Annotated in this window: 18 protein-coding genes; 8 read left to right on the top strand and 10 right to left on the bottom strand. The window is 64.9% G+C overall.

Annotation, left to right across the window (positions count from 1 at the left end; all coding sequences use genetic code 11):
- Positions 1–67: 67 nt before the first annotated feature.
- Both EPN31_RS02795 and EPN31_RS02790 read left to right on the top strand, forming a co-directional pair.
- Positions 68–742: a response regulator transcription factor gene (locus EPN31_RS02795; protein ID WP_291769170.1), complete on the top strand. Its 675-nt coding sequence runs from the start codon at positions 68–70 to the stop codon at positions 740–742.
- On the top strand, positions 739–2,127 hold the full coding sequence (locus tag EPN31_RS02790; RefSeq protein WP_291769167.1) for a sensor histidine kinase: 1,389 nt from the start codon (positions 739–741) through the stop codon (positions 2,125–2,127). Before EPN31_RS02795 ends, EPN31_RS02790 begins: the two co-directional genes overlap by 4 nt.
- Here EPN31_RS02790 and EPN31_RS02785 read toward each other — a convergent pair.
- The 9 genes from EPN31_RS02785 to EPN31_RS02745 form a co-directional block, all read right to left on the bottom strand.
- Positions 2,117–3,532, bottom strand: coding sequence for a 4Fe-4S binding protein (locus EPN31_RS02785; RefSeq protein ID WP_291769372.1), 1,416 nt, complete (start codon positions 3,530–3,532; stop codon positions 2,117–2,119). The two genes, EPN31_RS02790 and EPN31_RS02785, sit on opposite strands and share 11 nt — an antisense overlap.
- 45 nt (positions 3,533–3,577) lie before the next feature.
- Entirely contained in the window at positions 3,578–4,435 is an 858-nt protein-coding gene (locus tag EPN31_RS02780; RefSeq protein WP_291769165.1) for an FTR1 family protein, read from the bottom strand.
- A gap of 36 nt (positions 4,436–4,471) precedes the next feature.
- Positions 4,472–4,813 (bottom strand): cupredoxin domain-containing protein, encoded by a 342-nt coding sequence (locus EPN31_RS02775; protein ID WP_291769163.1) that lies wholly within the window; start codon positions 4,811–4,813, stop codon positions 4,472–4,474.
- Position 4,814: 1 nt separating this feature from the next.
- The gene (locus EPN31_RS02770) at positions 4,815–5,351 is read right to left on the bottom strand and encodes an iron transporter (protein ID WP_291769160.1); all 537 of its coding nucleotides are present in this window, start codon (positions 5,349–5,351) and stop codon (positions 4,815–4,817) included.
- A gap of 157 nt (positions 5,352–5,508) precedes the next feature.
- A complete protein-coding gene (gene phaR / locus EPN31_RS02765; RefSeq protein WP_291769369.1) occupies positions 5,509–6,084 on the bottom strand; it encodes a polyhydroxyalkanoate synthesis repressor PhaR in 576 nt (191 codons plus the stop codon).
- Positions 6,085–6,087: 3 nt separating this feature from the next.
- Positions 6,088–6,825, bottom strand: a complete 738-nt coding sequence (gene phbB, locus EPN31_RS02760) for an acetoacetyl-CoA reductase (RefSeq protein ID WP_291769158.1) — start codon at positions 6,823–6,825, stop codon at positions 6,088–6,090.
- Between the two features lie 12 nt (positions 6,826–6,837).
- Positions 6,838–8,430 carry a class I poly(R)-hydroxyalkanoic acid synthase gene (locus tag EPN31_RS02755; protein ID WP_291769155.1) on the bottom strand — a complete coding sequence of 531 codons (1,593 nt, stop codon included), beginning with the start codon at positions 8,428–8,430 and terminating at the stop codon, positions 6,838–6,840.
- 147 nt (positions 8,431–8,577) lie between these two features.
- Positions 8,578–9,348, bottom strand: a complete 771-nt coding sequence (gene pgeF, locus EPN31_RS02750; RefSeq protein WP_291769152.1) for a peptidoglycan editing factor PgeF — start codon at positions 9,346–9,348, stop codon at positions 8,578–8,580.
- Between the two features lie 6 nt (positions 9,349–9,354).
- Positions 9,355–10,311: an RluA family pseudouridine synthase gene (locus EPN31_RS02745; protein WP_291769150.1), complete on the bottom strand. Its 957-nt coding sequence runs from the start codon at positions 10,309–10,311 to the stop codon at positions 9,355–9,357.
- A gap of 97 nt (positions 10,312–10,408) precedes the next feature.
- Here EPN31_RS02745 and EPN31_RS02740 point away from each other — a divergent pair, with 97 nt between their 5' ends.
- Positions 10,409–11,203: an outer membrane protein assembly factor BamD gene (locus tag EPN31_RS02740; RefSeq protein WP_291769366.1), complete on the top strand. Its 795-nt coding sequence runs from the start codon at positions 10,409–10,411 to the stop codon at positions 11,201–11,203.
- Positions 11,204–11,216: 13 nt separating this feature from the next.
- On the opposite strand, the gene EPN31_RS02735 is transcribed toward EPN31_RS02740, so the two are convergent.
- Positions 11,217–13,226: an ATP-dependent DNA helicase gene (locus EPN31_RS02735; protein ID WP_291769147.1), complete on the bottom strand. Its 2,010-nt coding sequence runs from the start codon at positions 13,224–13,226 to the stop codon at positions 11,217–11,219.
- A gap of 110 nt (positions 13,227–13,336) precedes the next feature.
- Here EPN31_RS02735 and EPN31_RS02730 point away from each other — a divergent pair, with 110 nt between their 5' ends.
- The 5 genes from EPN31_RS02730 (at position 13,337) to rbbA (ending at position 22,986) form a co-directional block, all read left to right on the top strand.
- Positions 13,337–15,703: a Tex family protein gene (locus tag EPN31_RS02730; RefSeq protein WP_291769145.1), complete on the top strand. Its 2,367-nt coding sequence runs from the start codon at positions 13,337–13,339 to the stop codon at positions 15,701–15,703.
- Between the two features lie 143 nt (positions 15,704–15,846).
- Positions 15,847–17,601 (top strand): alpha/beta fold hydrolase, encoded by a 1,755-nt coding sequence (locus EPN31_RS02725; RefSeq protein ID WP_291769144.1) that lies wholly within the window; start codon positions 15,847–15,849, stop codon positions 17,599–17,601.
- Between the two features lie 3 nt (positions 17,602–17,604).
- A complete protein-coding gene (locus EPN31_RS02720) occupies positions 17,605–19,107 on the top strand; it encodes an efflux transporter outer membrane subunit (RefSeq protein ID WP_291769141.1) in 1,503 nt (500 codons plus the stop codon).
- 5 nt (positions 19,108–19,112) lie between these two features.
- Complete coding sequence (locus EPN31_RS02715; RefSeq protein WP_291769139.1) at positions 19,113–20,189, top strand: efflux RND transporter periplasmic adaptor subunit; 1,077 nt, start codon at positions 19,113–19,115, stop codon at positions 20,187–20,189.
- Positions 20,190–20,193: 4 nt separating this feature from the next.
- Positions 20,194–22,986, top strand: coding sequence for a ribosome-associated ATPase/putative transporter RbbA (gene rbbA, locus EPN31_RS02710; RefSeq protein ID WP_291769136.1), 2,793 nt, complete (start codon positions 20,194–20,196; stop codon positions 22,984–22,986).

Below are 22,986 nucleotides of genomic sequence, written 5' to 3'. Positions count from 1 at the left end.
CGGAATAACCCTAGCCCCCCGGCACGGCAATTGCGAAGTGCGGCATCCGCTTGCTAACGTGCGGGGCATGAGACTGCTGCTTGTGGAAGACAACGTGGAGCTGTCCGCGTGGCTGGGCACCATCCTGCAAAAGGAAGGCTTCGCCCTGGACCGCGTTCACGACGCCGAAGCCGCCAACACGCTGTTGTCCAGCGGACAGTACGACGCCGTGCTGCTGGATCTGAAGCTGCCGCACGCCAGCGGACAGAGCGTCCTGCGCCGTCTGCGCCGGCGCCAGGACCAGACACCGGTAATGGTGACCACCGCCAGCGACTCGCTGGACATGAAGGTTGAGTGCCTGGAAACCGGCGCCGACGACTACATGGTCAAGCCTTTCGAGATCCGCGAACTCGTCGCCCGCATCAAGGCGCTGATCCGGCGTCGCAGCGGCAGCGCGACTCCGGCCATCACCTGTGCGGATCTGACCTACGACACCAATACGCGGCAGTTCGTCCTGGTGGGGGAGCCGCTGCCACTGCCGCCGCGCGAGCACAGCCTGCTCGAGGCCCTGCTGATGAACCAGGGACATACCCTGAGCAAGGCCAGCCTGATGCAAAGCGTCTTCGGCCACGACGCCGAGGCCAGCGACGATGCGCTCGAAATCTACGTACATCGGCTGCGCCGCAAGCTGAGCGCGTCACAGACGGCCATCGTCACATTGCGCGGCCTGGGCTATCTGCTGACCCGGCGCGAGCAGACATGAACAGCCTGCGCGCCCGGCTGTCGCTGTGGGTGCTGCTGCCCCTGGCGATCGCACTGTCCTCCAGTATGTGGTTCACCTACCTGAACAGCCTGCAAAATGCCCAGGTGCGCCAGGACCACCGGCTCTGGATGTCGGCCGAGGTCATCGCGACCCACATCCAGTGGGACGACAACCACCAGCTCGAAGTCTCCATGCCGCCGGTGGCGCTGGAACTGCTGGCGTCGCCCTACCACGACCAGGCCTATTTCTCGATCCAGACAGAGGATGGCCGCCTGCTCGCTGGCTGGCCCGACCTGGCCACGAGCCGGGTCACCTCACCGGCCCCCACAGTGCGCCAGACCGGCCAGAACGCCACATACCATGGCCAGAAGATCCGCCTCTTCAGCACGACCCGCAGCCTGTTCGACTCGGGACAGTCCTCCCAGGTGGAAATCCTGGTCGGCCAGACGGGGTTGGAGCTCGCGGCCGACGCCCGGTCTCACTGGTGGCCGAACGCGCTGCGCGAGGGCGGCATTCTGATCCTGGTCATGATCCTGATGCTGCTGGGGCTGCGCCACGAACTGCGGCCGCTGGCCGCGTTGCGCAACGCCATCTGGAGCAGAGAGCACTCCGATTTGCAGCCCATTCAACTAAACGACCTGCCCCAGGAACTGCGTCCGGTAGTGGATACCATCAATCAGTATGCGGCGCGACTGCAGCGCCAGATCGACTCCCGGCGCCGCTTCATCGAGGACGCCGCGCACCAGTTGCGCACCCCCATGGCGCTGCTGAGCACCCAGCTGCATTACGCCTCTGGCCTGGCCGATACCCCTGAATTGCAACGCGCCATGGCTGCACTGGGGCAGAGCCGACAACACATCACGCAACTGGTGAACCAGCTGCTCAGCCTGTCGCAGGCCGAGAACATGAAGGCCAACCCCAACGCACGCACGCCAGTCGCCCTGGACCCCTTGGTGCACGAGGTCATGGAATCGCTGGCGCCCCTGGCGGCCGGACACAATATCGAACTGGGCATGGGCGCATCGGATACAGGATTGACGCTGCTCGCGCACCGGCCGGCCCTACGGGCCGTGCTGTTCAATCTGCTGGACAATGCGATCCGCTACACGCCGCCGGGCGGCACCGCGACCGTTTCACTGACACGGCAGGATGCGCAAGGCGTCACGCTGGAAGTCGAAGATACGGGCCCCGGAATTCCACCCGAGCTGCGCAGCCGCGTATTCGAGCGCTTCAACCGCGGCAATACTCAAGTCCCGGGAGGCACCGGACTGGGGCTGGCCATCGTGCGCGAGGCTGCGCTGGCCTGTGGCGGACGGGTCAGCCTGCATGGCGCCCGCAACGGAACCGGGCTCCGCGTCCAGGTGGATTTCGACACTACCACCTGACGAAAAACAGCACCCAGGACCAGACGAAGGGCACCATCCCGACAGCGACGAATGCCACCGCCATCGAACGGCGCCACGCGCTGGGGGTGCGCAGTCCCGCCAGCCGCCACTGGAACCGCAGGCTCCAGGCCAGCGCAAGCGTCAGCAACGTGAACCGTACCGGGTTGGCCCAGCCCGTCGGAACGCCTTCGTGCTGCAGCAGGGTCAGGGTGGTGGCCGACAGCCCCAGAAACACTCCAGTACCAGCGGCCGGAATCAGTCCCTGGGCAAGCTTGTGGACCCCCTCCAGCGAGCTGCGCAGCAGGCTGCCGTCCGCATCGCGCACCCCCGGCCTCACCAAAGCCGGCAATACCCTGTCCGCCAGCCACAGTCCGGCGAAGATCGCACCACCGACAATGGCCGCAGCCGCCGCGATGAACATCAGGATCACCGCTCCGTCCAGCCAGCTGAAGCTGTCGTTGACCTGAGGATAATGCGTCAGGATGAACCAGGGGGCGTTATCGGCCAGTGGCCAGTAGACGTCACGGTTGACGAGCCAGGTGGCGATGGCCTGCTTGACGGTCACATACCAAGGGCTGGCGCTCCACAGGAACGCACCCACGGCAAGCCCCATCAGGCCAAAGACAACGAGCGCCGTCTGCCAGCCATTACCGCCTGAAATATGAACGATCTCGACTTCGGGCGAACGGGGCGTGAGCGCAATCGCACCGCGATAGTCACTGCACCGCCCGCACATGTGGCATTCGGCAGCTCCCTGCATGTTGCGAAGCGGCAGCAGCGGCGCACAGTTGATGGATTCCGTGCGCCGTACGGGCGCGCGCCAAGCCTGGGCATCGACGCGGTAATACCAGGGAGACAATTTGGCGAGCAGATTGAAAACCCCGTTGACTGGACACAGATACTTGCACCAGACGCGTTTGTTCTTGCCATACAGCCATCCGATGATCATGGCCGCCACCGTCGAGCCGCCCAGCACCGCAGCCACGGCCCATGGATACTGATAGACGCTGACCAACTGCCCGTAAACCGTGGTCAGGCTGAAGGCTACGAACGGCCAGCCGCCCCAACGCATCCAGCGTGGAATGGCACCGCCTCGTCCGTGGCGGCTGGCCCACTCGGTCAACGCGCCCTCGGGGCAGAACAGCCCGCACCACGCGCGGCCGAACAGCGGAATCGATATCAGCACGAACGGCCACCAGATTCCCCAGAAGGCGAACTGCGCCGCGATGGTCAGGTTGTTGAATACCGACGCCGTACGGTCGGGCAACGGCATGGTCACCGGAATCACAAGGAGCGCGCCATACACCGCGACGATAACCCACTGCATGTGCCGGATCGCCCGCTGATGGTCGCGTAAAAAATCTCCGGCCAGTGCGACCCGCGTCCGAAACGAAGTGGTGGCCATCATGCTTCCAATCGTTCGCGACCCGCGATCATGCAATCCCGCACATCACGCCGCCGACGGGCGATTGCAGCCTGCAGGCACCGAGGTCATGACGCCCGAGGAGCGACGCAGCAACCAGACGACAACCACCCAGTACGCCAGCCAGATCAGTAATTGGGACAGTGCAGGAGCCGCCCGATAGCCTGCGAAATCCGCCAGGATCCTGCCCAGGCCCCGCTCGGTATCCAGCAGCCATGAGCTATCCCAGACGGGGTCCATCAGGGCCGGCAGCACACCCAGGGAGATCAGGCGGTCGGTGGCCGACACCAGCAGAGAGCTCGCCAGCAACAGCAGCAGCACCTCTGTAACGCGGAAGAACCGACGCCAGGTGATGATGCGCCCGCCCAACTGCAGCAGCCAGAAAGTCAGCAGGGCCACGGCGAACCCTCCCAATCCCGCCAGCACCATGGCCGCGACGTCTCCCGCATCCTTCGAGGAAAGCACGGTGCCATACAAAAATACGACGGTTTCGCTGCCCTCGCGCGCAACGGCAATCATGACCAGCACGAGCAATCCCCACCAGTGCTCCTGATGGATCTGCTGGGACGCGCCAGACTCCAGCTCCCGTTTCAGCCCTCGGCCGTGCTGGCGCATCCAGACGACCATCTGGACCACCAGCGCGCAGGCCGCCAGCGCCATCAGGGACTGGAACCATTCCTGGCCCGTGTCGCTCAGCCAGGAAGCCACCCCCAGCAGGACCAGCGCCAACGCGCCGGCGAGCAACAGGCCTGCCCCCACACCACCCCACAGCCACGGCAAGCCGCGCCGACCGTCAGGAGACGCCCGCAGCCACGCATACAGAATGCCGACCACCAGCAGGGCCTCAATACTTTCACGCCAGACGATGAAGGCGACTTGATCCATGGAACGCTCGATAAACAGGCGGGAGGGCCTGCAGAATTACTTGGGGAGCACGACCAGCGTGCCCTTTGCCTCGGGATGAAAATCATTGAAGAACGGGTATTCACCCGGTCTTGACAACGACAGCACCAGGAACGAGGTCACCCCCGGGCCCAGGACTTTTTCCTTGCGTAGCGGCAGGCTCTCGAACTCCACGGCCTCCGCGCTCTTGTTGACCAGCACGATCTTGACGCGGCCAGCGGGCACCTCCAGACGCGTGGGCTCGAACGTCCCATCAGCCTTGAAGGTCAGCGTATAGGTCGGCGTATCCGCACGAGCTACGGACCACGGCGCCAGCCAACCCGCCAGAAGCAGGCATAACACACTCAGCCAGGTACGCATCTTAGTACCCGCCTTTTTTGCCGGTGCCGGCGTAGACGAATTCGTACTTCACCTCGAACGGCTTGAACCAGGGAGCCACTCCCGTTTCTTTATCCACATGACGGCCGAAATGATTGTTCGGCACCGTTTCGGGTGAACCAATCGTGAACGTGACTTCGTACTTGCCCGGGCCATCGAGCTTGACGTTATCACCATAATGCGGCCCATCGTCGGCCACCATGGGCATGAGATCGCCCTTCAGGACTTTGCTGCTGCCCTTCTTCTGCAAGACGTACTGGACATTCAGGTAGGGCGCCCAAGCGCCCTCGGGCAGACCGTTCTTGTTATCAGCGGTCGCATGGATGTCGGCTTCAAGATGGATATCGCTGTCCTTGGCGACACGCATCATGCCGGCTGGCTCCATCTCGACGGGCTGGAGATACACAGCTCCGACTTCCAGACCATGAAGCTCTTTTGGCTGGCCAATGGGATATTCCGCCGCGAAGGCGGAAGAAGCCAAGCCGGCACCAGCCAGCGCAACGAGCAGCGTGCGAATCATGAACGATCTCCCGATCAGTAAGAAGAATGATTCGCGTTAATATACACCGTCTCGATTCGGTCCGGGTGCCCAGCAGGCAGCAAGTTGCCTTGCCACTACATTTTTCGCTGCGTGGAAGGTCTGGTGAACTGCCTCGACGGCAGCGCACCAGACAACCTCATTTTTTCTTTTTCGTGTCTTCCGGCGCTTGGCCGGGAAACGGGAAACCGGCAAACATGTTGCGGGTCTGATCCTGCATCTGATCCTGCATCTGCACGAACAGATTACGGCTCTGTTCAATGTAGCTGTTCATCATGTTCTGCAGCGCCGGGGTCTGCACGTTCATGAGTTGCGCCCAGGCCTCAGGGCCGAAATGCTGCTTATACAGCCCATGGGATTGCTCGGACATCCGATCCTGGATGTCCATGAGGACCTGGATGTTCTTTTCCAGGAACGTGCCCATCACCCCCTGCATGGCATGGCCGTAGAAGCGGATGATCTGCGCCAGCGCATTGGCCGAGAACATCGGCACTCCGCCGGTTTCTTCCTCGAGAATGATCTGCAGCAGAATGCTGCGGGTCAGATCGTCGCCGCTTTTGGCGTCGACGACCTGAAAGTTCGCATTGTCCAACACCAGTCTCTTGATATCCGCCAGCGTGATGTAGGCGCTGGACTGGGTATCATAAAGCCGCCGGTTTGGGTACTTCTTGATCAATCGTTGAGTCTGTTTCGAAGTTGCAGTCTGCCGCGTCATCATTCAACCCATGTGCAAGCCGCCGTTCAGCGAAAAGTCCGCGCCTGTTGCGAAACCTGCATCATCCGAGGCCAGCCAGGCGACGATCGAGCCGATTTCTTCAGGGGTACCCAGACGTTTCACCGGGATGGTGGCAACGATTTTTTCCAGGACATCGGGGCGGATCGAACGAACCATGTCTGTCCCGATGTAGCCGGGCGACACCGTATTAACGGTCACGCCCCTGCCGGCAACTTCCTGTGCCAGCGCCATGGTAAAGCCGTGAATCCCCGCCTTTGCCGTGGAATAGTTGGTCTGTCCGAACTGGCCCTTCTGCCCGTTCACGGAACTGATGTTGATGATGCGCCCCCATTGCTGCTCGATCATATCGTCGATCACCTGCTTGGTGACGTTGAACAAGCTGTTCAGGTTGGTGTCTATCACCGCACGCCAGTCTTCGTGGGACATCTTGCGGAAAGTGCCGTCGCGCGTGATGCCGGCATTGTTGACCAGCACATCGATGGGACCGAACTGTTCCTTGATCTGCAGGAAGGCCTTGACCGTGGAGTCCCAGTCGGCCACGTTCCCCACCGATGCACTGAACGTATAGCCCAACGCCGCTTGCTGCCCAAGCCATTTGGTGTGATCGCGGCTGGGGCCGCAACCGGCAACCACCTTGAAACCTTCCTTGGCCAGACGCTGGCAGATCGAGGTGCCGATACCGCCCATGCCGCCCGTAACATATGCCAGTTTTCCGCTCATCACATTCTCCTTTCAGTCCGCTTTGATCGTGACATAGCGTCCCGGAGCAGGCTCCAGGACAGGATACTTTCGGCTGCCCAACGTACGCGGTGCACGCTGCAACGGTCCCGAACGATCAGCCAACCAGGCGAGCCAGTCGGGCCACCAGCTCCCACGCTGATGCGAGCTGCTCGCCAGCCATGCCTGGGGATCGCTGGGGAGATCATCCGAATCCGCCCCCACCCAGTAGCCGCGACGGCCGCGCTCGGGTGGATTGATGACCCCGGCGATGTGGCCCGATTCGCCCAGCACGAAGCGCAGGGGCCCGCGCAGCAGCAAGGTCGAAGCATACGCCGAGACCCAGGGCACGATGTGGTCATCGCGGGAAGCATACAGATAAGTCGGCATGTCCAGCGTGCGCAGGTCCACGACCCCGCCACAAACCGGCAGCTGGCCCGACTTCAGGCGATTTTCCAGGTAGGTGTTGCGGAAGTACCAGGCGAAGAACGGCCCCGGCAGATTCGTGCCGTCGGCGTTCCAGGCCAGCAGATCGAAGGCCCGCGGGGACTGACCCATCAGATAGTTGGCATCCACATAATTCCAGACCAGCTCGGAGGGCCGCAGGAAAGAGAACGTCGTGGATAGTTCGCGGGCAGTCATGAGGCCGCCATTACCCAGTTGCTGTTCTCGGGCGCGCGCATGCGCCTCGTCCACGAAAACGCCAAGCACACCGGTTTCCTGGAAATCCAGGAACGTGGTGAGCAGCGTCAGGGCCGCAACCGGATCCTGGCCGCGGGCGCGTGCCACCGCCAGCGCGCTGGCCAACAGCGTCCCGCCGACGCAGAATCCCAAGGTGTTGATCTGCGGTTCGCGCGTGAGATCTTGCACCACACGAATGGCCTGCAACACGCCATCCTCGATGTAATCATCCCAGGTTTTGCGGTCAATGCCGTCCGTATCCCCGACACGGGGGTTGCGCCAGGAAATCATGAATACCTGGAAACCCGCCCGTACCGCGTGCAGCACCAGCGAATTGGCCGGTTGCAGATCCAGGATGTAGTACTTGTTGATGCACGGCGGCACCATCAGCAGGGGCTTTGCATGGACCTTGGGTGTCTGCGGCTGGTACTGGATGACCTGCATGAGCGTATTCTCGTAGACCACCGCACCCGGCGTGACCGCCAGATTGCGGCCCGGCTCGAACGCCGATTCATCGGTCTGCGTGATGCGCCCCCGTTGCAGGTCGCGAAGCAGATTGGCGAGCCCCTGCTGCAGCGAATCGCCGCCCGTCTGCAGCAACGCCTGCATGGCCTGCGGATTGGAACCCAGGAAATTCGATGGTGCGCAGGCTTCCACCCACTGCATCACCGAAAATTGCAGCCGCGCGTTGGCGGCACGACCGACATCAGCGGCATCCGCCAGCCGATGCATGGTGCGTGCCAACAGCAGGTAGGCATTGGCGGCGAACAGCGACTGCGGGTGTGCGAGCCAAGCATCGGAGGCAAACCGGCGGTCTTCAGGCACCGGCAGATCACCGCGCCGCGCCTGGTCCGTGAGCGACTGCCAGCCACGGACGAAATCAGATTGAATGGAAGCCAGCACATCAGGGGCAATGCCCGGCGACATCAGCCTCCGTGAAGGATTCTGACCACTCATACCCCCCCTTCGGATCAGCCGGCGCCGACCCCTCTTTTGTTATCGTTCATTCTGTCATCCTGGCAAGCGGCGTCAATCCGGGAAAATCGCTAGTACCCATATCGCTCCGCATATACTCTACACCAGCCAGGCGAGCGTCGCCTGGCGGCCCGTACGCGCTTCACGGCGATAGGAAAAATACCGGTCGGCGCGCGCGTGCGTGCATTCGCCGCTCAGCTCGATCCGAGCAACCCCCGCACGAGCCAGACGCAGGCGCGCCAGTCCCGCGAGATCAGCATGCCAGCGGCCACTGCCTGGCCAACGCACGAAACAGGCGGCAGCAGCGGAATCGGCTCCGACGAAAGCCTCTCGCACCTCTTCGCCGACCTCGAAGGCGGGTTGCCCAATCGCCGGCCCCAGCCAGGCCCGCCATGAGCCCGCATCGGAACAATGTGCTCTCATCGCGGACAAAGTATTTTCGAGAACCCCCGCCGCCAGCCCGCGCCAGCCCGCATGGGCCACTCCCAGCACACGTCCCGCTTCGTCAGCCAGCACGACCGGCAGGCAATCCGCTGTCATGATGGCCAATGGCCGCCCGGATTCTGTCGTGACGGCCGCATCCGCGCAGGGCGTGCCATTCATGCGCCAGACACCGCTGCCATCGGCGTCGCAGACCTGCGTGCCATGCACCTGCTCCAGCCACAGGGGCTCGGCGGGCAGAGACCGCCGCAGGCGCGCCCGGTTGGAACTCACCGCGCCGGGCGCGTCCTGAACGTGTGTCCCCAGATTCAGGCTGTCCCAAGGCGGCGGGCTTTCCCCACCCACCCGCCAGGTGCAGAAATACCGCACCCCCCGCCAGGCCTCACCGGTGACGCCCCGGACCCCGGATTCCAGCGAAATGATGGTCATCGGACACTACTCCCAGGCGATCCGTGCGCGGACCTGTTCAAAATCGGCCGGCAACGCCGCCTCAAAGCCCTGCCACTGGCCATCGCCGGGGTCCTGAAAACTGAGCGCGCGGGCATGCAGCATCTGGCGCTCCGCACCCAGCGCCAAACGCCCGCCGTACAGCCCATCTCCCAGCAACGGATGATGCAACAAGGCCATGTGTACGCGGATCTGGTGTGTGCGGCCGGTCTCCAGGTGGCAGGCAACTTCCGTCACAGTCAGGCCTTCTGCGCGGCCCGAAGCCAGCACGCGGTAGTGCGTGATGGCCTGCTTGGGCGCAATCGGGCGATCGGCGCTCATGCGCACCGGTACACGGGCGTCCCGCCCGATGGGAGCATCCACCGTGCCGTCACCCGTCAATACCCCCTGTACCAGCGCCCGGTACTCGCGCCGGACCGTGCGCGCCTGCAACTGGCGCACCAGATGGGTCTGCGCCGTTTCGGTGCGGGCAACCACGAGCAGACCCGAAGTGTCCTTGTCCAGACGGTGCACGATGCCCGCGCGCGCCACACGGCCGAGCTCGGGATAGCGGTACAGCAACCCATTGAGCAGGGTGCCATGCCAGTTGCCCGCACCCGGATGGGTGACGAGGCCGGCGGGCTTGTTCACCACGATCCAATGGGGTGAATCAGCCACGACATCGAACGCCACCGCCTCCGGCGTGAACGCCAAGTCTTCCGGCGCCGGCTGCAGCCACACCTGGATGTGGGCACCCGGACCGACGCGCGTCCGGATCCGGCCCGCGTGACCGTCGACCAGTACGTGGCCGCCTTCAATCCACGTCTGCAGGCGGCTGCGGGAATGCTGCGGCATGAGCTGGGCCAGCACCTTGTCCAATCGATCCGGCAAGGCCGTCAGCGGCAGATCGAAGCAATCAGGCTCGTCGGACTCTGCATCCGGGCTGGCGATATCCGTGTCAGGCATGGCGACTAATCATATAATCTGCCGACAATGCTAACACCTTGATCAAGGACGTTCCGTGGCCGTGCATGCACCCGTTTGCCTGAAATCCCTGTCGAGCCTGGCTCGAATCGTCACGGCCTGCCTGTTCGTGGCGCTGGTGGCGGGCTGCTCTTCGACGGGCAAGGTGGACCCCACGGCCGGCTGGACCGCCGAACACCTCTACAGCCAGGCCAAAGAGGACATGAGTTCGGGCCACTGGGAAGAGGCCCGCAAGAACCTCGAAGCCCTGGAAGCGCGCTACCCGTTCGGCATTTACGCCCAGCAATCCCTGATCGATCAGGCATACGTCAACTGGAAGGACGAGGAACCGGAGCAGGCGAAGGCGGCCATCGACCGCTTCATGCAGCAATACCCGAACCACCCGGGCACGGACTACATGCTCTACCTGAAGGGCATGATCACCTTTACCCCGCCCAGCGCGATCCTGTCGAACATCACGCAACAGGACCCCAGCGAGCGCGACCCCAAGGGTCTGCGTGAATCCTACGAGGCCTTCACACAGCTCATCAAGCGCTACCCGGACAGCCGCTACACGCCTGACGCCCGCAAGCGGGCCGCCTGGCTGGTCAATACCATCGCCGAAAACGAAGTCCACGTTGCTCAGTACTACTACGAACGCGGGGCCTATGTGGCAGCCGCAAACCGCGCCCAGAAAGTCGTGACTGATTTCGAAGGCGCGCCCATCGTGGAAAAGGCGCTCTACATCATGGTGATCAGCTACGACAAGCTGCACCTGGACAAGCTGCGCGACGACGCCAAGCGCGTCCTGGACAAGAACTTCCCCAACAGCAAGTACTACAAGCAGGGTCTGAAGGACCCAGGCAACCCCTGGAATCCAGTCAACTGGCTGTGATTGGCCCCGACTGCTAGCCAGCCAGTGAGCCGTCATTGCCCTGCATTTCCGCCGCCTGTGACGCCGGCGGATTGGCCATGAACTCCACGGCCAGCCGCGCGTCACGCGTGCGCGCGAATGGCGGCAGGCCCTGCCACAGCAGCTTGCCGTAGGGTTTGTCGACCAGGCGGCCATCTCCCACCATCAACACGCCCCAGTCCTGCTCGGACCGGATCAGGCGCCCGGCGCCCTGCTTGAGCAGCAGCGCCGCCTGCGGCAACTGATACTCCATGAACGGATTACCGCCGTCGGCCTTGCAGGCATTGAGCCGCGCCTCCAGAACCGGATCGTCAGGTGGCGCAAATGGCAATTTATCAATGGCCACCAGCGTCAGGGCATCACCCGGGACATCGATCCCTTCCCAGAAACTGGTGCTGCCCACCAGCACCGCATTCCCGGCGGCACGGAAGCGCTCCAGCAATACCCCGCGCGTAGCTTCACCCTGACGCATCACGGTCCGGTCGGACTGCAGCATGCCGCGCAGCAGCTGATCGGCCACGCGGTCCACCGCCCGCAGGGTCGTGCACAACACCAACACACCGCCCGGGCAGGCATCCACCAGCGGCAACAATGCTCGCACGAAGGCATCGGTGAATCCAGGGTCATTGGGCCACGGCAGCGTATCCGGCACATACAGCAGCCCCTGCGCCGGGTAGTCGAATGGCGAAGCCCAACTGCGAGTCTCGGCTTCAGACAACCCAAGCTGATGCTGAAAATGAGTGAAGTCACCCTTCACCGACAGCGTCGCCGACGTCAGCACCCAGCTTTGGCCCGGGCGCCGGAATCCGGAAAATATTCGGGCGACGGACAACGGTGCGCGATGCAGCCGGACCGACTGGGTCCCATGTTCGATCCAGCGCACAGCCGCCTGATCTGCCGGTTCTGGCTCGCCGCGAGCGGGTTGGGACCATTGCACCAGGCGCGCGCGTAATGTCCTGGCCGTGCGGGCCGCGGTTGCCAGTTCCGGATCGCGTTCCTCCTGAGTTCCCAGCACATCGGTCAACACATCCAGCGCCTTCACCAGAACCGCCAACGCCCGGTCAAAGCCTTCGGCGTCCGGGATGTGATCGAAGGTGACACGCCCGCCCGGCAGCTTCGCGATGGGCGCACCGGCCAGCCGCAGTTCCCGCGCGGCCAGATCCAGTGCGCCGCACAGGTCACTCCATCGCGCTGCCTCGCGGGCGTGGGCGAGCCCGGCCGCCTCGGCCAGCTTTGCGCAATCCAGGATCTGGTGCAAGGAAACGCTCTGGCCCAGAAAACGCGTGGCAGTTTCCGGCAACTGGTGCGCCTCGTCGAAGACCACCAGCTGCGTTTCGGGCAACAGGTCGGCAATGCCCTCTTCGCGCAGCGCCAGATCGGCCATGAACAATGCGTGATTGACCACTACCACGTCCGCTTCCTGGGCGTGGCGACGCGCCTTCATCAGGAAGCAGTCCTTGATGAACGGACACTCCTGGCCCAGGCAGTTCTCGCGCGTGGAGGTGACCCGGTTCCAGATATCGGCATTTTCCGGCACGGCGGGAAGATCCGCCCGATCACCGCTCTCGGTTTCCCGTACGAACCGCTGGATTGCCCGCAACTGCGGGATTTCGTCGCGCGACTTCAAGGCGCGATCATCCTGCGCCAGGCGATCCAGATGGTAGTGGCAGACGTAGTTGCTGCGCCCCTTGAGCAGCGCCACGTCGACAGGCAGCGCCAGCGCCTCGCGCAGGCGCGGAATGTCACGCCGAAACAGCTGATCCTGGAGCGTGCGGGTGCCCGTGGAAATCAGCGTCTTTCCGCCAGACAGGAAGGCCGGCACCAAGTAGGCCCATGTCTTGCCCGTGCCTGTCCCGGCCTCGGCCACCAGCACGTCCTGGGTGTCGATGGCCCGTTCGATCGCCAGGGACAGGGCAAGCTGCGCCTCGCGCGGCACATAGGCCGGCAAGGCCTTGGCCAGCGGCCCTGCGGCGCTGAACATCTCGCTCAAATCATCAGGAATCATGGTGGGGATCAGACCGCGTCGGCAGTCCGGGGATGATACGACAGGAAACAGGGGCGGCCATCGAGCCTGTGGCAAAATGCGCCGCTTGAATCTGGTATTTTAAGACCCCTATGAACACCACAAGCCCTATCCCACCAACCCATGAGGTTGATCCCACCCGCGTGTTGCGGCTCCTGACGGCAGAACTGGGGGCTCGGCCGGCGCAGGTCGCCGCCGCCGTCGAGCTCCTGGATTCGGGCGCTACCGTACCGTTCATCGCACGCTACCGCAAGGAAGCCACTGGCGGCCTGGACGACACCATCCTGCGCCAGCTCGAAGTCCGGCTGCTCTATATCCGCGAACTGGAAAGCCGCCGGATCGCGATCCTGGATTCGATCGCCCAGCAGGGCAAACTGGATGACGCCCTGCAGCGTCAGATCCTGGCCACCGACAGCAAACAACAGCTCGAAGACCTGTACACCCCCTACAAACCCAAGCGCCGTACACGCGCCCAGATCGCCCGCGAAGCGGGCCTGGAACCGCTGGCGGAAACGCTGCTGAACGATTCAACAGCCGACCCACAACAGGCCGCTGCCGGCTACCTGAACACAGAAGCCGGTTTTGCCGACGCGAAAGCAGTTCTGAACGGTGCACGCGACATTCTGGCCGAGCGGTTCGCCGAACAGGCCACCGTGCTGCAGGCCTTGCGCACCGAACTCTGGAATACGGGGCTGCTCTACGCGAAGGTCGTGGAGGGCAAGGAAACCGAAGGCGCCAACTTCCGCGACTGGTTCGATTTCAGCGAGACACTGAGCACGCTACCTTCCCATCGGGTCCTGGCGCTGCTGCGCGGCCGCCAGCAGGGCATTCTGGATCTGAGACTCGGACTCACCGCCGACCGCGAGGCCCAGACCCCTCATCCCTGCATCGAGAAGGTGGCGGAGCTGCTGGCGGTGGATGCGCGTTTCGATACTCAGGCCACTCCGCGCCAGCACTGGCTGGCCGAGGTCTGCCGCTGGACTTGGCGCGTGAAGCTGCTGACCACGTTCGAGACGGAGCTGGTCGGCCGGCTGCGCGAAGAGGCCGAGGCGGAAGCCATCCGGGTCTTCGCCGCCAATCTGAAAGACCTGCTGCTGGCGGCGCCAGCCGGACCAAAAACGGTGCTGGGACTGGACCCCGGGATCCGCACTGGCGTCAAGGTCGCCGCCATCGACGCCACCGGTAAAGTGCTGGAAACGGCAACCATCTATCCGTTCGAGCCCCGCAAGGATATCGAAGGCAGCTTGCGCACGCTGGCGGCGCTGGCCAAGCGCCACCAGATCGCACTCGTCGCCATCGGCAACGGCACGGCCTCGCGCGAGACTGAGCGCCTCGCGGCTCTGGTCCGCGAACGCCACCCGGAGATCAGCTTCGACCGAGTCGTGGTCTCGGAGGCGGGCGCCTCGGTCTACTCAGCCTCGGAACTGGCTGCGCACGAATTCCCGGACATGGACGTGAGCCTCAGGGGTGCCGTCTCCATCGCACGGCGCCTTCAGGACCCGCTGGCGGAACTGGTCAAGATCGAACCCAAGGCCATCGGCGTGGGCCAGTATCAGCATGACGTCAACCAGCGCGAACTCGCACGCTCCCTGGACGCTGTCGTGGAAGACTGCGTGAATGCGGTGGGAGTGGACGTGAACACCGCATCAGCGCCGCTGCTGACCCGCGTATCGGGGCTGAACGCCACGCTGGCCCGCAACTTGGTGCAATGGCGCGAGGAGCACGGCGCCTTCCGCAACCGCCAGGGGCTGCGGGACGTTCCTCGATTCGGCGACAAAGCCTTCGAACAGGCAGCCGGGTTCCTGCGTATCCCGGGCTCGGACAATCCACTAGATGCGTCGGCAGTGCACCCCGAAGCCTACCCGGTGGTGGAACAGATCCTGCTCAAACTGGGCCAGCCAGCCGCCTCAGTCATGGGTCAGCCAGAGGCACTCAAAGGGCTGTCACCGGCCGAATTCGTCAATGACCGCTTTGGTCTGCCGACGGTACGCGACATCTTCGCCGAGCTGGAGAAACCCGGCCGAGACCCACGCCCCGAATTCAAGACCGCAAAGTTCATGGAAGGCATCCACGACATCAAGGACCTGATCCCCGGCATGACGCTGGAAGGCGTGGTCAGCAACGTGGCCAACTTTGGGGCCTTTGTGGACATCGGCGTTCATCAGGATGGCCTGGTGCACGTCTCGGCGCTGGCCGACAAATTCGTCAAGGACCCCCGCGAAGTCGTGCGTGTCGGCCAGACCGTGAAGGTGCGCGTGGTGGAAGTCGATATCGCCCGCAAGCGCGTCGCGCTCAGCATGCGAAAGGACGACGGTACGCCGCGCAGATCTTCGGGAGCACCAGGCGGCGACCGGCGAGCCCGCGAGCACCCAGCTGCACCGCACAACACCGGATCCAGACGCCCGGAAAAACCGCACGGGGCAATGGCCGAGGCCTTCGCGCGTCTACGCAAGGATTGAGGCTGAGCTCGAAACAGCATCAGGGGGAGGATGGCGTTTTCGACGTGGTGATTGATTCCGAATGGAGGGCTTGGCGGGGCGATTGATCGGGATCAAAACCCGCTTGTCGGTTATCAACTAAAAAGTTGATAAGGAGAATCGTCATGCCACCATCCTCGAACCGCCGTGCCGTAGATCACCAGGCCGCAGCCCGGGCCACCGACGAATATTTCCACGCCAACCAGGCACGCGCCTTCGGGTCGATCTCGCCCACCTCGCTCAGCCTGGCCTGGCTGGACTGGGCCATGCACTTGGCGGCCTCGCCGGGAAAACGAACCGAACTGCTGCGTCTGGCCACCAGCCATCAGCGCGAACTCGCACGCTACCTGTACGACTGTCTGAAGGCTGCCGGCGATCCGGCCCAAGCCTGCATCACGCCACCCGAGACTGATCGCCGCTTCACTGACCCGGCCTGGTGCCGCTGGCCCTACAACCTGCTGAGCCAAGGGTTCCTGCTAAGCCAGGCCTGGTGGGAGGAAGCTACGTCCGACCTGCCCGGCACCGATCCGCGCCACATGCGGCAGATCTCGTTCTGGGCGCGCCAGTGGTTGGACATGATGTCCCCGGGCAACCAACTCTGGACGAATCCGGTCGCCATCGACCGGACGATAACGGAAAGCGGAATGAACCTGCTGCGCGGCGGCGGCTACCTGCTGGAAGACGTCGTCCGGCGCCAGGCCAAGATGCCAGTCGCGGGGGCGGACAGATTCCGCGTGGGACACGACGTAGCCACTACACCAGGCAAGGTCGTCCTGCGCAACAGGCTGATGGAACTGATCCAGTACGCCCCGACCACGCCGACCGTGAGGCGGGAGCCAATCCTACTCGTGCCAGCCTGGATCATGAAATACTACATTTTGGACCTGTCGCCCCACAATTCCCTGGTCCGGTTCCTGATCGATCAGGGCTACACCGTCTACTGCATCTCCTGGAAGAACCCCACTGACCAAGATGCCGAGTTGGGTATGGACGACTACCTACGCAACGGATTCTTTGCCGCCCTGGACACTATCGGACGCATCCAACCCGAACGCCGCGTTCATGCCACCGGCTACTGCCTGGGCGGCACGCTACTGTCAATCGCGGCCGCCGCCATGGCGCGCAACGGCGACCAGCGGCTTGCCAGCATCAGCCTGTTCACGACCCAGATCGATTTCAGCGAGCCGGGCGAGATCGGGCTGTTCATCGACGACGCCCAGGTCCACATGCTCGAAGCCCAGATGCGGCGCCGGGGCTACTTCAGTGCCGACCAGATGGCGGGTGCCTTCCAGATGCTGCGGTCCTACGACCTGCTCTGGTCGCGCGCCATCCACGAATATTTGCTGGGAGAACGGCGCCCCATCAACGACCTGATGGCCTGGAACGCCGACACCACCCGAATGCCCGCTCGCATGCACTCGCAGTATCTGCGGCGCCTTTACCTGGACAACGACCTGAGCGCCGGACGCTACCCGGTGGACGGGCGACCCGTGTCGATCAGCGACATCCGCCTGCCGGTCTTCGCCGTGGGCACGGTCACCGACCACGTCGCCCCGTGGCGTTCAGTCTACAAGCTGCACCAGTTCTTCCCGGGCGAACTGAGCTTCGTGCTGACCAGTGGCGGCCACAACGCCGGCATCGTCAACGAGCCCGGCCATCCTCGACGCCAGTACCGTATCCGCGTCCGCCAACCCGGCGACCCTTCCCTGTCGCCCGACGAATGGATGGCGTCGACCCCCGTCCACGATGGATCCTGGTGGACCGCCTGGTCACAGTGGCTGGCCGACCGCTCGGGCCCGTCCGAGGCCCCGCCGCCCCTGGGGCGCCCCGGCCGCAAGGCCCTGGAGGATGCCCCCGGGCGCTATGTACTCGAGACCTGATCCATGCCCAGGCAAACCCTGTCTCGCGAAATCCGGCGCGGCACGCGCGGGCGAGCAGCCGACCGCCGGCATGGTCGGCTGCTCGCCCGCATCCTGAGCGCTGCCCTCGTGCTGACCCTGTCGGCCTGCGTCAACCTGGCGCCCGCGACCCGGCTCCCGCCTCCTCCGATCGCCGGCGCCTGGCCCGACGACGCCGAAACCGCGCCCGCCGCCGCGCGCGCTTTACGGGATTTGGATTGGGCGAATTATTTCCAGGACGGCGACATGCGCCGGCTGATCGGCCTGGCCCTGGAGCACAATCGGGACCTGAGGCTGGCCGAACTGCGCGTACGCGAGGCCGAAGCCGCCCATCGGATTCAGCGGGCCGACCTATCGCCATCAATCAGCGCCCAGGGTGGCATCGAACGCAGCCGCGTGCCCGGCGACCTCAACCTTACGGGCCAGCCACAGATCCAGTCCCGTAGCCAGGCCGGCATCGGCCTGACTCATTGGGAGATCGACCTCTGGGGCCGGATCCGCAATCTGAATGACGCCGCGCTGGACGACTGGCTGGCGACGGACGCAGCCCGCCAGGCCGTCCGGGTGGCGCTGGTGCGCCAAGTGGCCGACTCGGTGCTGGTTCTGCGGGAGCTGGACCAGCGCGCCTTTCTGGCAGACGAAGCCGTGCGCAACCGCCGGCAGTCCCTGGAAATCTTCCGGCAGCGCAAGGGCGCAGGGTCCGCCTCGGAACTGGAACTGACACAGGTGCGCACCCTGCTGATCCAGGCCGAATCCCTGCAGGCTCAGCTGCAACAGGAACGGGCCGCCGCCGCGCACGCGCTGACGCTACTGACGGGCGTCGCGGACGCAGACATCGCGCGGGTGGCGGGCATCGGTCTGGAATCCATGCGGCTGACCCGGCTCGAGCCGGGCCTACCATCTGAGGTCCTGCTGTCCCGGCCGGATATCCGGGCCGCCGAATACCAGCTGCGGTCGGCCCACGCCCGGATCGGCGCCGCGCGTGCCGCTTTCCTGCCGCGCATCGCCCTGACGTCGAGCGCCGGCTCGGCAAGCGCCGAGCTCGACGGCCTGTTCGGCGGCGGAAGCCAGGCCTGGACGTTCGCGCCGGTCATCGAACTCCCGATCTTCACGGCAGGCCGCCTGCGGGCCACCCTGGACGTGGCCGAGGTCCGGCGCGACATGGCGGTGGCGACCTACGAAAAAAGCATCCAGACCGCCTTCCACGAGGTGGCCGATGCCCTCTCCGCGCGCCAGGGCCTGGCCAGACAACTGGACATCCAGGCCCGCATGGCCCAGACCCAGGCCGCGCGGGCCGATCTGGCCCAACTGCGCTACGACAGCGGCGCCGCGCCCTACCTGGAAGTCCTGGACGCCCGGCGCGATCTGCTGACGGCTCAGCAGCAGCTGGTTCAAGTCCGGCGCGCCTGGCTATCGAGCCAGGTGGCCCTGTACGCCACCCTGGGCGGCGGCGCCGGGCCCGCCCCTCCAACCTCTCCCGCCCTCTGATCGACATGATCCTGTCCGAAAAGCTCAAGAGATCCCTCCCGCTGGTGCTGGCTGCCGCGCTGGCGATCGGTGCCTACGGCGCCTGGCGCTGGTCCCAGGACAGCGGTCCCGGCCCCGGCTTCATGCGAGGCAACGGCCGCATCGAGGCCACCGAAATCGACATTGCCACCAGGCTGCCCGGCCGGATCGACCGCATCCTGGTCGACGAGGGCGATTTCGTCCGGGCCGGCCAGATCCTGGCCCTGATGAACCCGGATTCACTGCAGGCCCAGATCGAAGAAGCGGCGGCCCGCCAGCACCAGGCCAGCCATGCGGTCGCCGCCGCTCAGGCTCAGGTCGCCCTGCGCGAAAGCGACGTCACCACGGCGCAGGCTGTCGTCAAGCAGCGCGAAAGCGATCTGTTCGCCGCCCGGCAGCGCTTGAATCGATCCAGCACGCTAGCCCGGCAGGGTGCCGCTTCGCAGCAGGAACTGGACGACGATCAGGCCCGGCTGCGAAGCGCCGAGGCCGGCCTCACCGCCGCGAGGGCGCAAGTGCTGTCGGCTCAGGCGGGCGTGGCGGCGGCCAGGGCCGATCAGATCGGCGCGGAATCGGCCGTAACGGCGGCGGCGGCCACGACGGCGCGTATTCAGGCCGATCTGGAGGACAGCCGCCTCAAGGCTCCGCGCGACGGACGCATTCAGCTACGCATCGCCCAGCCCGGCGAAGTGCTCAGCGCCGGCGGCCGCGTGCTCAACATGCTGGATCTGTCCGATGTCACCATGACCTTCTTCATGCCCGAGGCCATCGCCGGCCGGCTCGCCCTGGGCAGCGAAGTCCGCATCGTGCTGGACGCGGCCCCGGAATACGTGATCCCCGCCGAAGTCGCCTTCGTCGCCAGTCAGGCCCAGTTCACCCCCAAGACCGTGGAAACGGCCAGCGAGCGCCAGAAGCTCATGTTCCGCATCAAGGCGCGCATTCCCCGGGATCTGCTGCAGAAGCATCTGGAGCAGGTCAAGACCGGCCTGCCCGGCGTCGCCTGGGTCCGCACCGACGCCACGCAGCCCTGGCCGGCGTCCCTGACCATCCACCTGCCTGGATAAGCCCATGACGCAGGACGTTCTCGCGGCCCGGATCCGGGGACTGAGTCACCGCTACGGCAAGACTTGCGCGCTGGAACACATCGACTTCGACGTTCCGTCCGGCCAGATGATCGGCCTGATCGGCCCGGACGGCGTGGGCAAATCCACCCTGCTGTCGATCCTGGCCGGAGCCCGCGCCATCCAGGAAGGCCAGGTCGAGGTTCTGGGCGGCGACATGGCGACAGGGGGCCACCGCAAGCGGACCTGCCCGCGCATCGCCTACATGCCCCAGGGGCTAGGGAAGAACCTCTACCCGACGCTCTCGGTCGAGGAAAACCTGCAGTTCTTCGCCCGCCTGTTCGGTCACGACGCCGCCGAGCGGCGCCGGCGCATCGATGACCTGACCCGCAGCACCGGCCTGCACCCGTTCCTGTCCCGTCCCGCAGGCAAGTTGTCGGGCGGCATGAGGCAGAAGCTGAGCCTGTGCTGCGCCCTGATCCATGACCCGGATTTCCTGATTCTGGACGAGCCGACGACCGGCGTGGACCCGCTGGCCCGCGCCCAGTTCTGGGACCTGATCGCTCGCATCCGCGCCGGTCATCCCGGACGCGCAACCGGCGGCGCGCCGCGTCAATCGGGCGCCATGAGCGTCATCGTCGCCACCGCCTACATGGACGAGGCCCTGCGCTTCGACTGGCTGGCTGCCATGGACGAAGGCCGCATCCTGGCCACCGGAACGCCGGCCGAAATGCTCCAGGTCACTGGCCAGGCCTCGCTGGAGGCTTCCTTCATCCACTTGCTGCCAGCCGCGCGGCGCGAAGGCTATACCCCTGTGGAGATCCCGCCGCTGCCCGCGGACGGCGAGGAAGATATCGCCATCGAGGCCCGCGACCTGACCATGCGGTTTGGCGACTTCGTGGCCGTCGACCACGTCAGCCTGCGCATCCGTCGCGGCGAGATCTTCGGTTTTCTGGGATCCAACGGCTGCGGCAAATCAACCACCATGAAGATGCTGACCGGGCTGCTGCCCGCCAGCGAGGGCCGCGCCTGGCTGTTTGGCCGTGAGATCGACCCCGACGACCTGGACGTGCGCAGCCGGGTCGGATACATGTCGCAGTCCTTCTCCCTCTACGGCGAGCTGACGGTGCGCCAGAACCTGTTTCTGCACGCCCGCCTGTTCCACGTCGCTCCGGAGCGCATCGACGAGCGCGTCCGGACCATGGTGGAGCGCTTCGGCCTGAGCGAGGCGCTGGACACCTTGCCCGGCAGTCTGCCGCTGGGGATCCGCCAGCGACTGTCGCTGGCCGTGGCCATGGTGCACGAGCCCGAGCTGCTGATCCTGGATGAACCGACTTCGGGCGTGGACCCCATCGCCCGCGACGATTTCTGGCGGCTGCTGATCACGCTGTCGCGCCGCGACCGGGTCACGATCTTCATTTCCACCCATTTCATGAACGAGGCCGAACGCTGCGATCGCATGTCCATGATGCACGCGGGACGCGTGCTCGACAGCGACCGGCCCGCCGAACTGGTGCGCAAGCGCGGCGCCGGGTCACTGGAAGAAGCCTTCATCGGCTACCTGCTGGAAGCTAGCGGCGAAGCTCCTGTGGCGCCGCCCGGTCCGAGCGCGGAACCCATCGTCCCCGCTGCCCCGGCCACCGGCGGCCCGGCAGCGGGGGCGCCACGCATTCCGTCCTTCAGCCCCGCCCGGCTGTTCAGCACCATGCGGCGCGAATCCATGGAACTGCGGCGCGATCCGGTGCGCGGCACGCTGGCCCTGATGGGATCCCTGGTGCTGATGTTCGTCATCGGTTTCGGCATCAGCCTGGACGTGGAGAGCCTGAGTTTTGCGGTGCTGGATCGGGACCAGAGCACCATCAGCCGCGCCTACGCACTGAATCTGTCAGGCTCACGCTACTTTGTCGAGCATCCCCCCATCGTCGACGATTCCGACATGGACCGGCGCATGCGCAGCGGCGAACTGTCCCTGGCCATCGAGATTCCTCCCGGCTTCGGACGCGACCTGCTGCACGGCCGCACGCCCGAGATCGGCGCCTGGATCGACGGGGCCATGCCTCAGCGGGCGGAAACCGTCAGGGGTTACGTTCAGGGCATGCACCAGCAATGGCTGGCGCAGCAGGTCCGGGAACGCCTGGGCGTGGCAGCCGCCTCGCCGGTCGATCTGCAGACCCGTTTCCGCTACAACCCGGACGTGCGCAGCCTGCCCGCCATGGTGCCGGTCGTCATCCCGCTCCTGCTGATGATGCTGCCGGCCATGCTCACCGCGCTGGCCGTGGTGCGCGAAAAGGAAATCGGCTCGATCATCAATCTGTATGTCACCCCGGTGACACGGACGGAATTCCTGCTGGGCAAGCAGATCCCCTATATCGGGCTGGCCTTGCTGAACTTCGCAGCCATGTGCCTGCTGTCGGTCACGGTCTTCGGCGTTCCGATCAAAGGCAGCCTCGCCACCCTGGCCCTGGCCGGCTTCGTCTACTGCATCGCCTCCACCGGCCTGGGCCTGCTGACGTCGGCCATGACACGCAGCCAGATCGCTGCCATGTTCTTCACGATGATGGCCACCCTGATTCCCGCCATTCAGTTCTCGGGCCTGCTGGATCCGGTCAGCTCCATGGAAGGCGTGGGCCTGCTCATCGGCCAGACCTACCCGGCCGCCCACATGTTCACCATCAGCCGCGGCATCTTCAACAAGGCGCTGGAACTCCACGACCTCTGGCCTTCGATCCAGCCCCTGATGTTGTCGATCCCGCTGATCCTGGGGACGGCCATCGCGCTTCTTCGCAAGCAGGACCGCTGA

Source organism: Castellaniella sp., from assembly GCF_004321985.1.
Lineage (GTDB): Bacteria > Pseudomonadota > Gammaproteobacteria > Burkholderiales > Burkholderiaceae_B > Castellaniella.
This window is presented reverse-complemented; position numbering and strand designations above follow the sequence as displayed.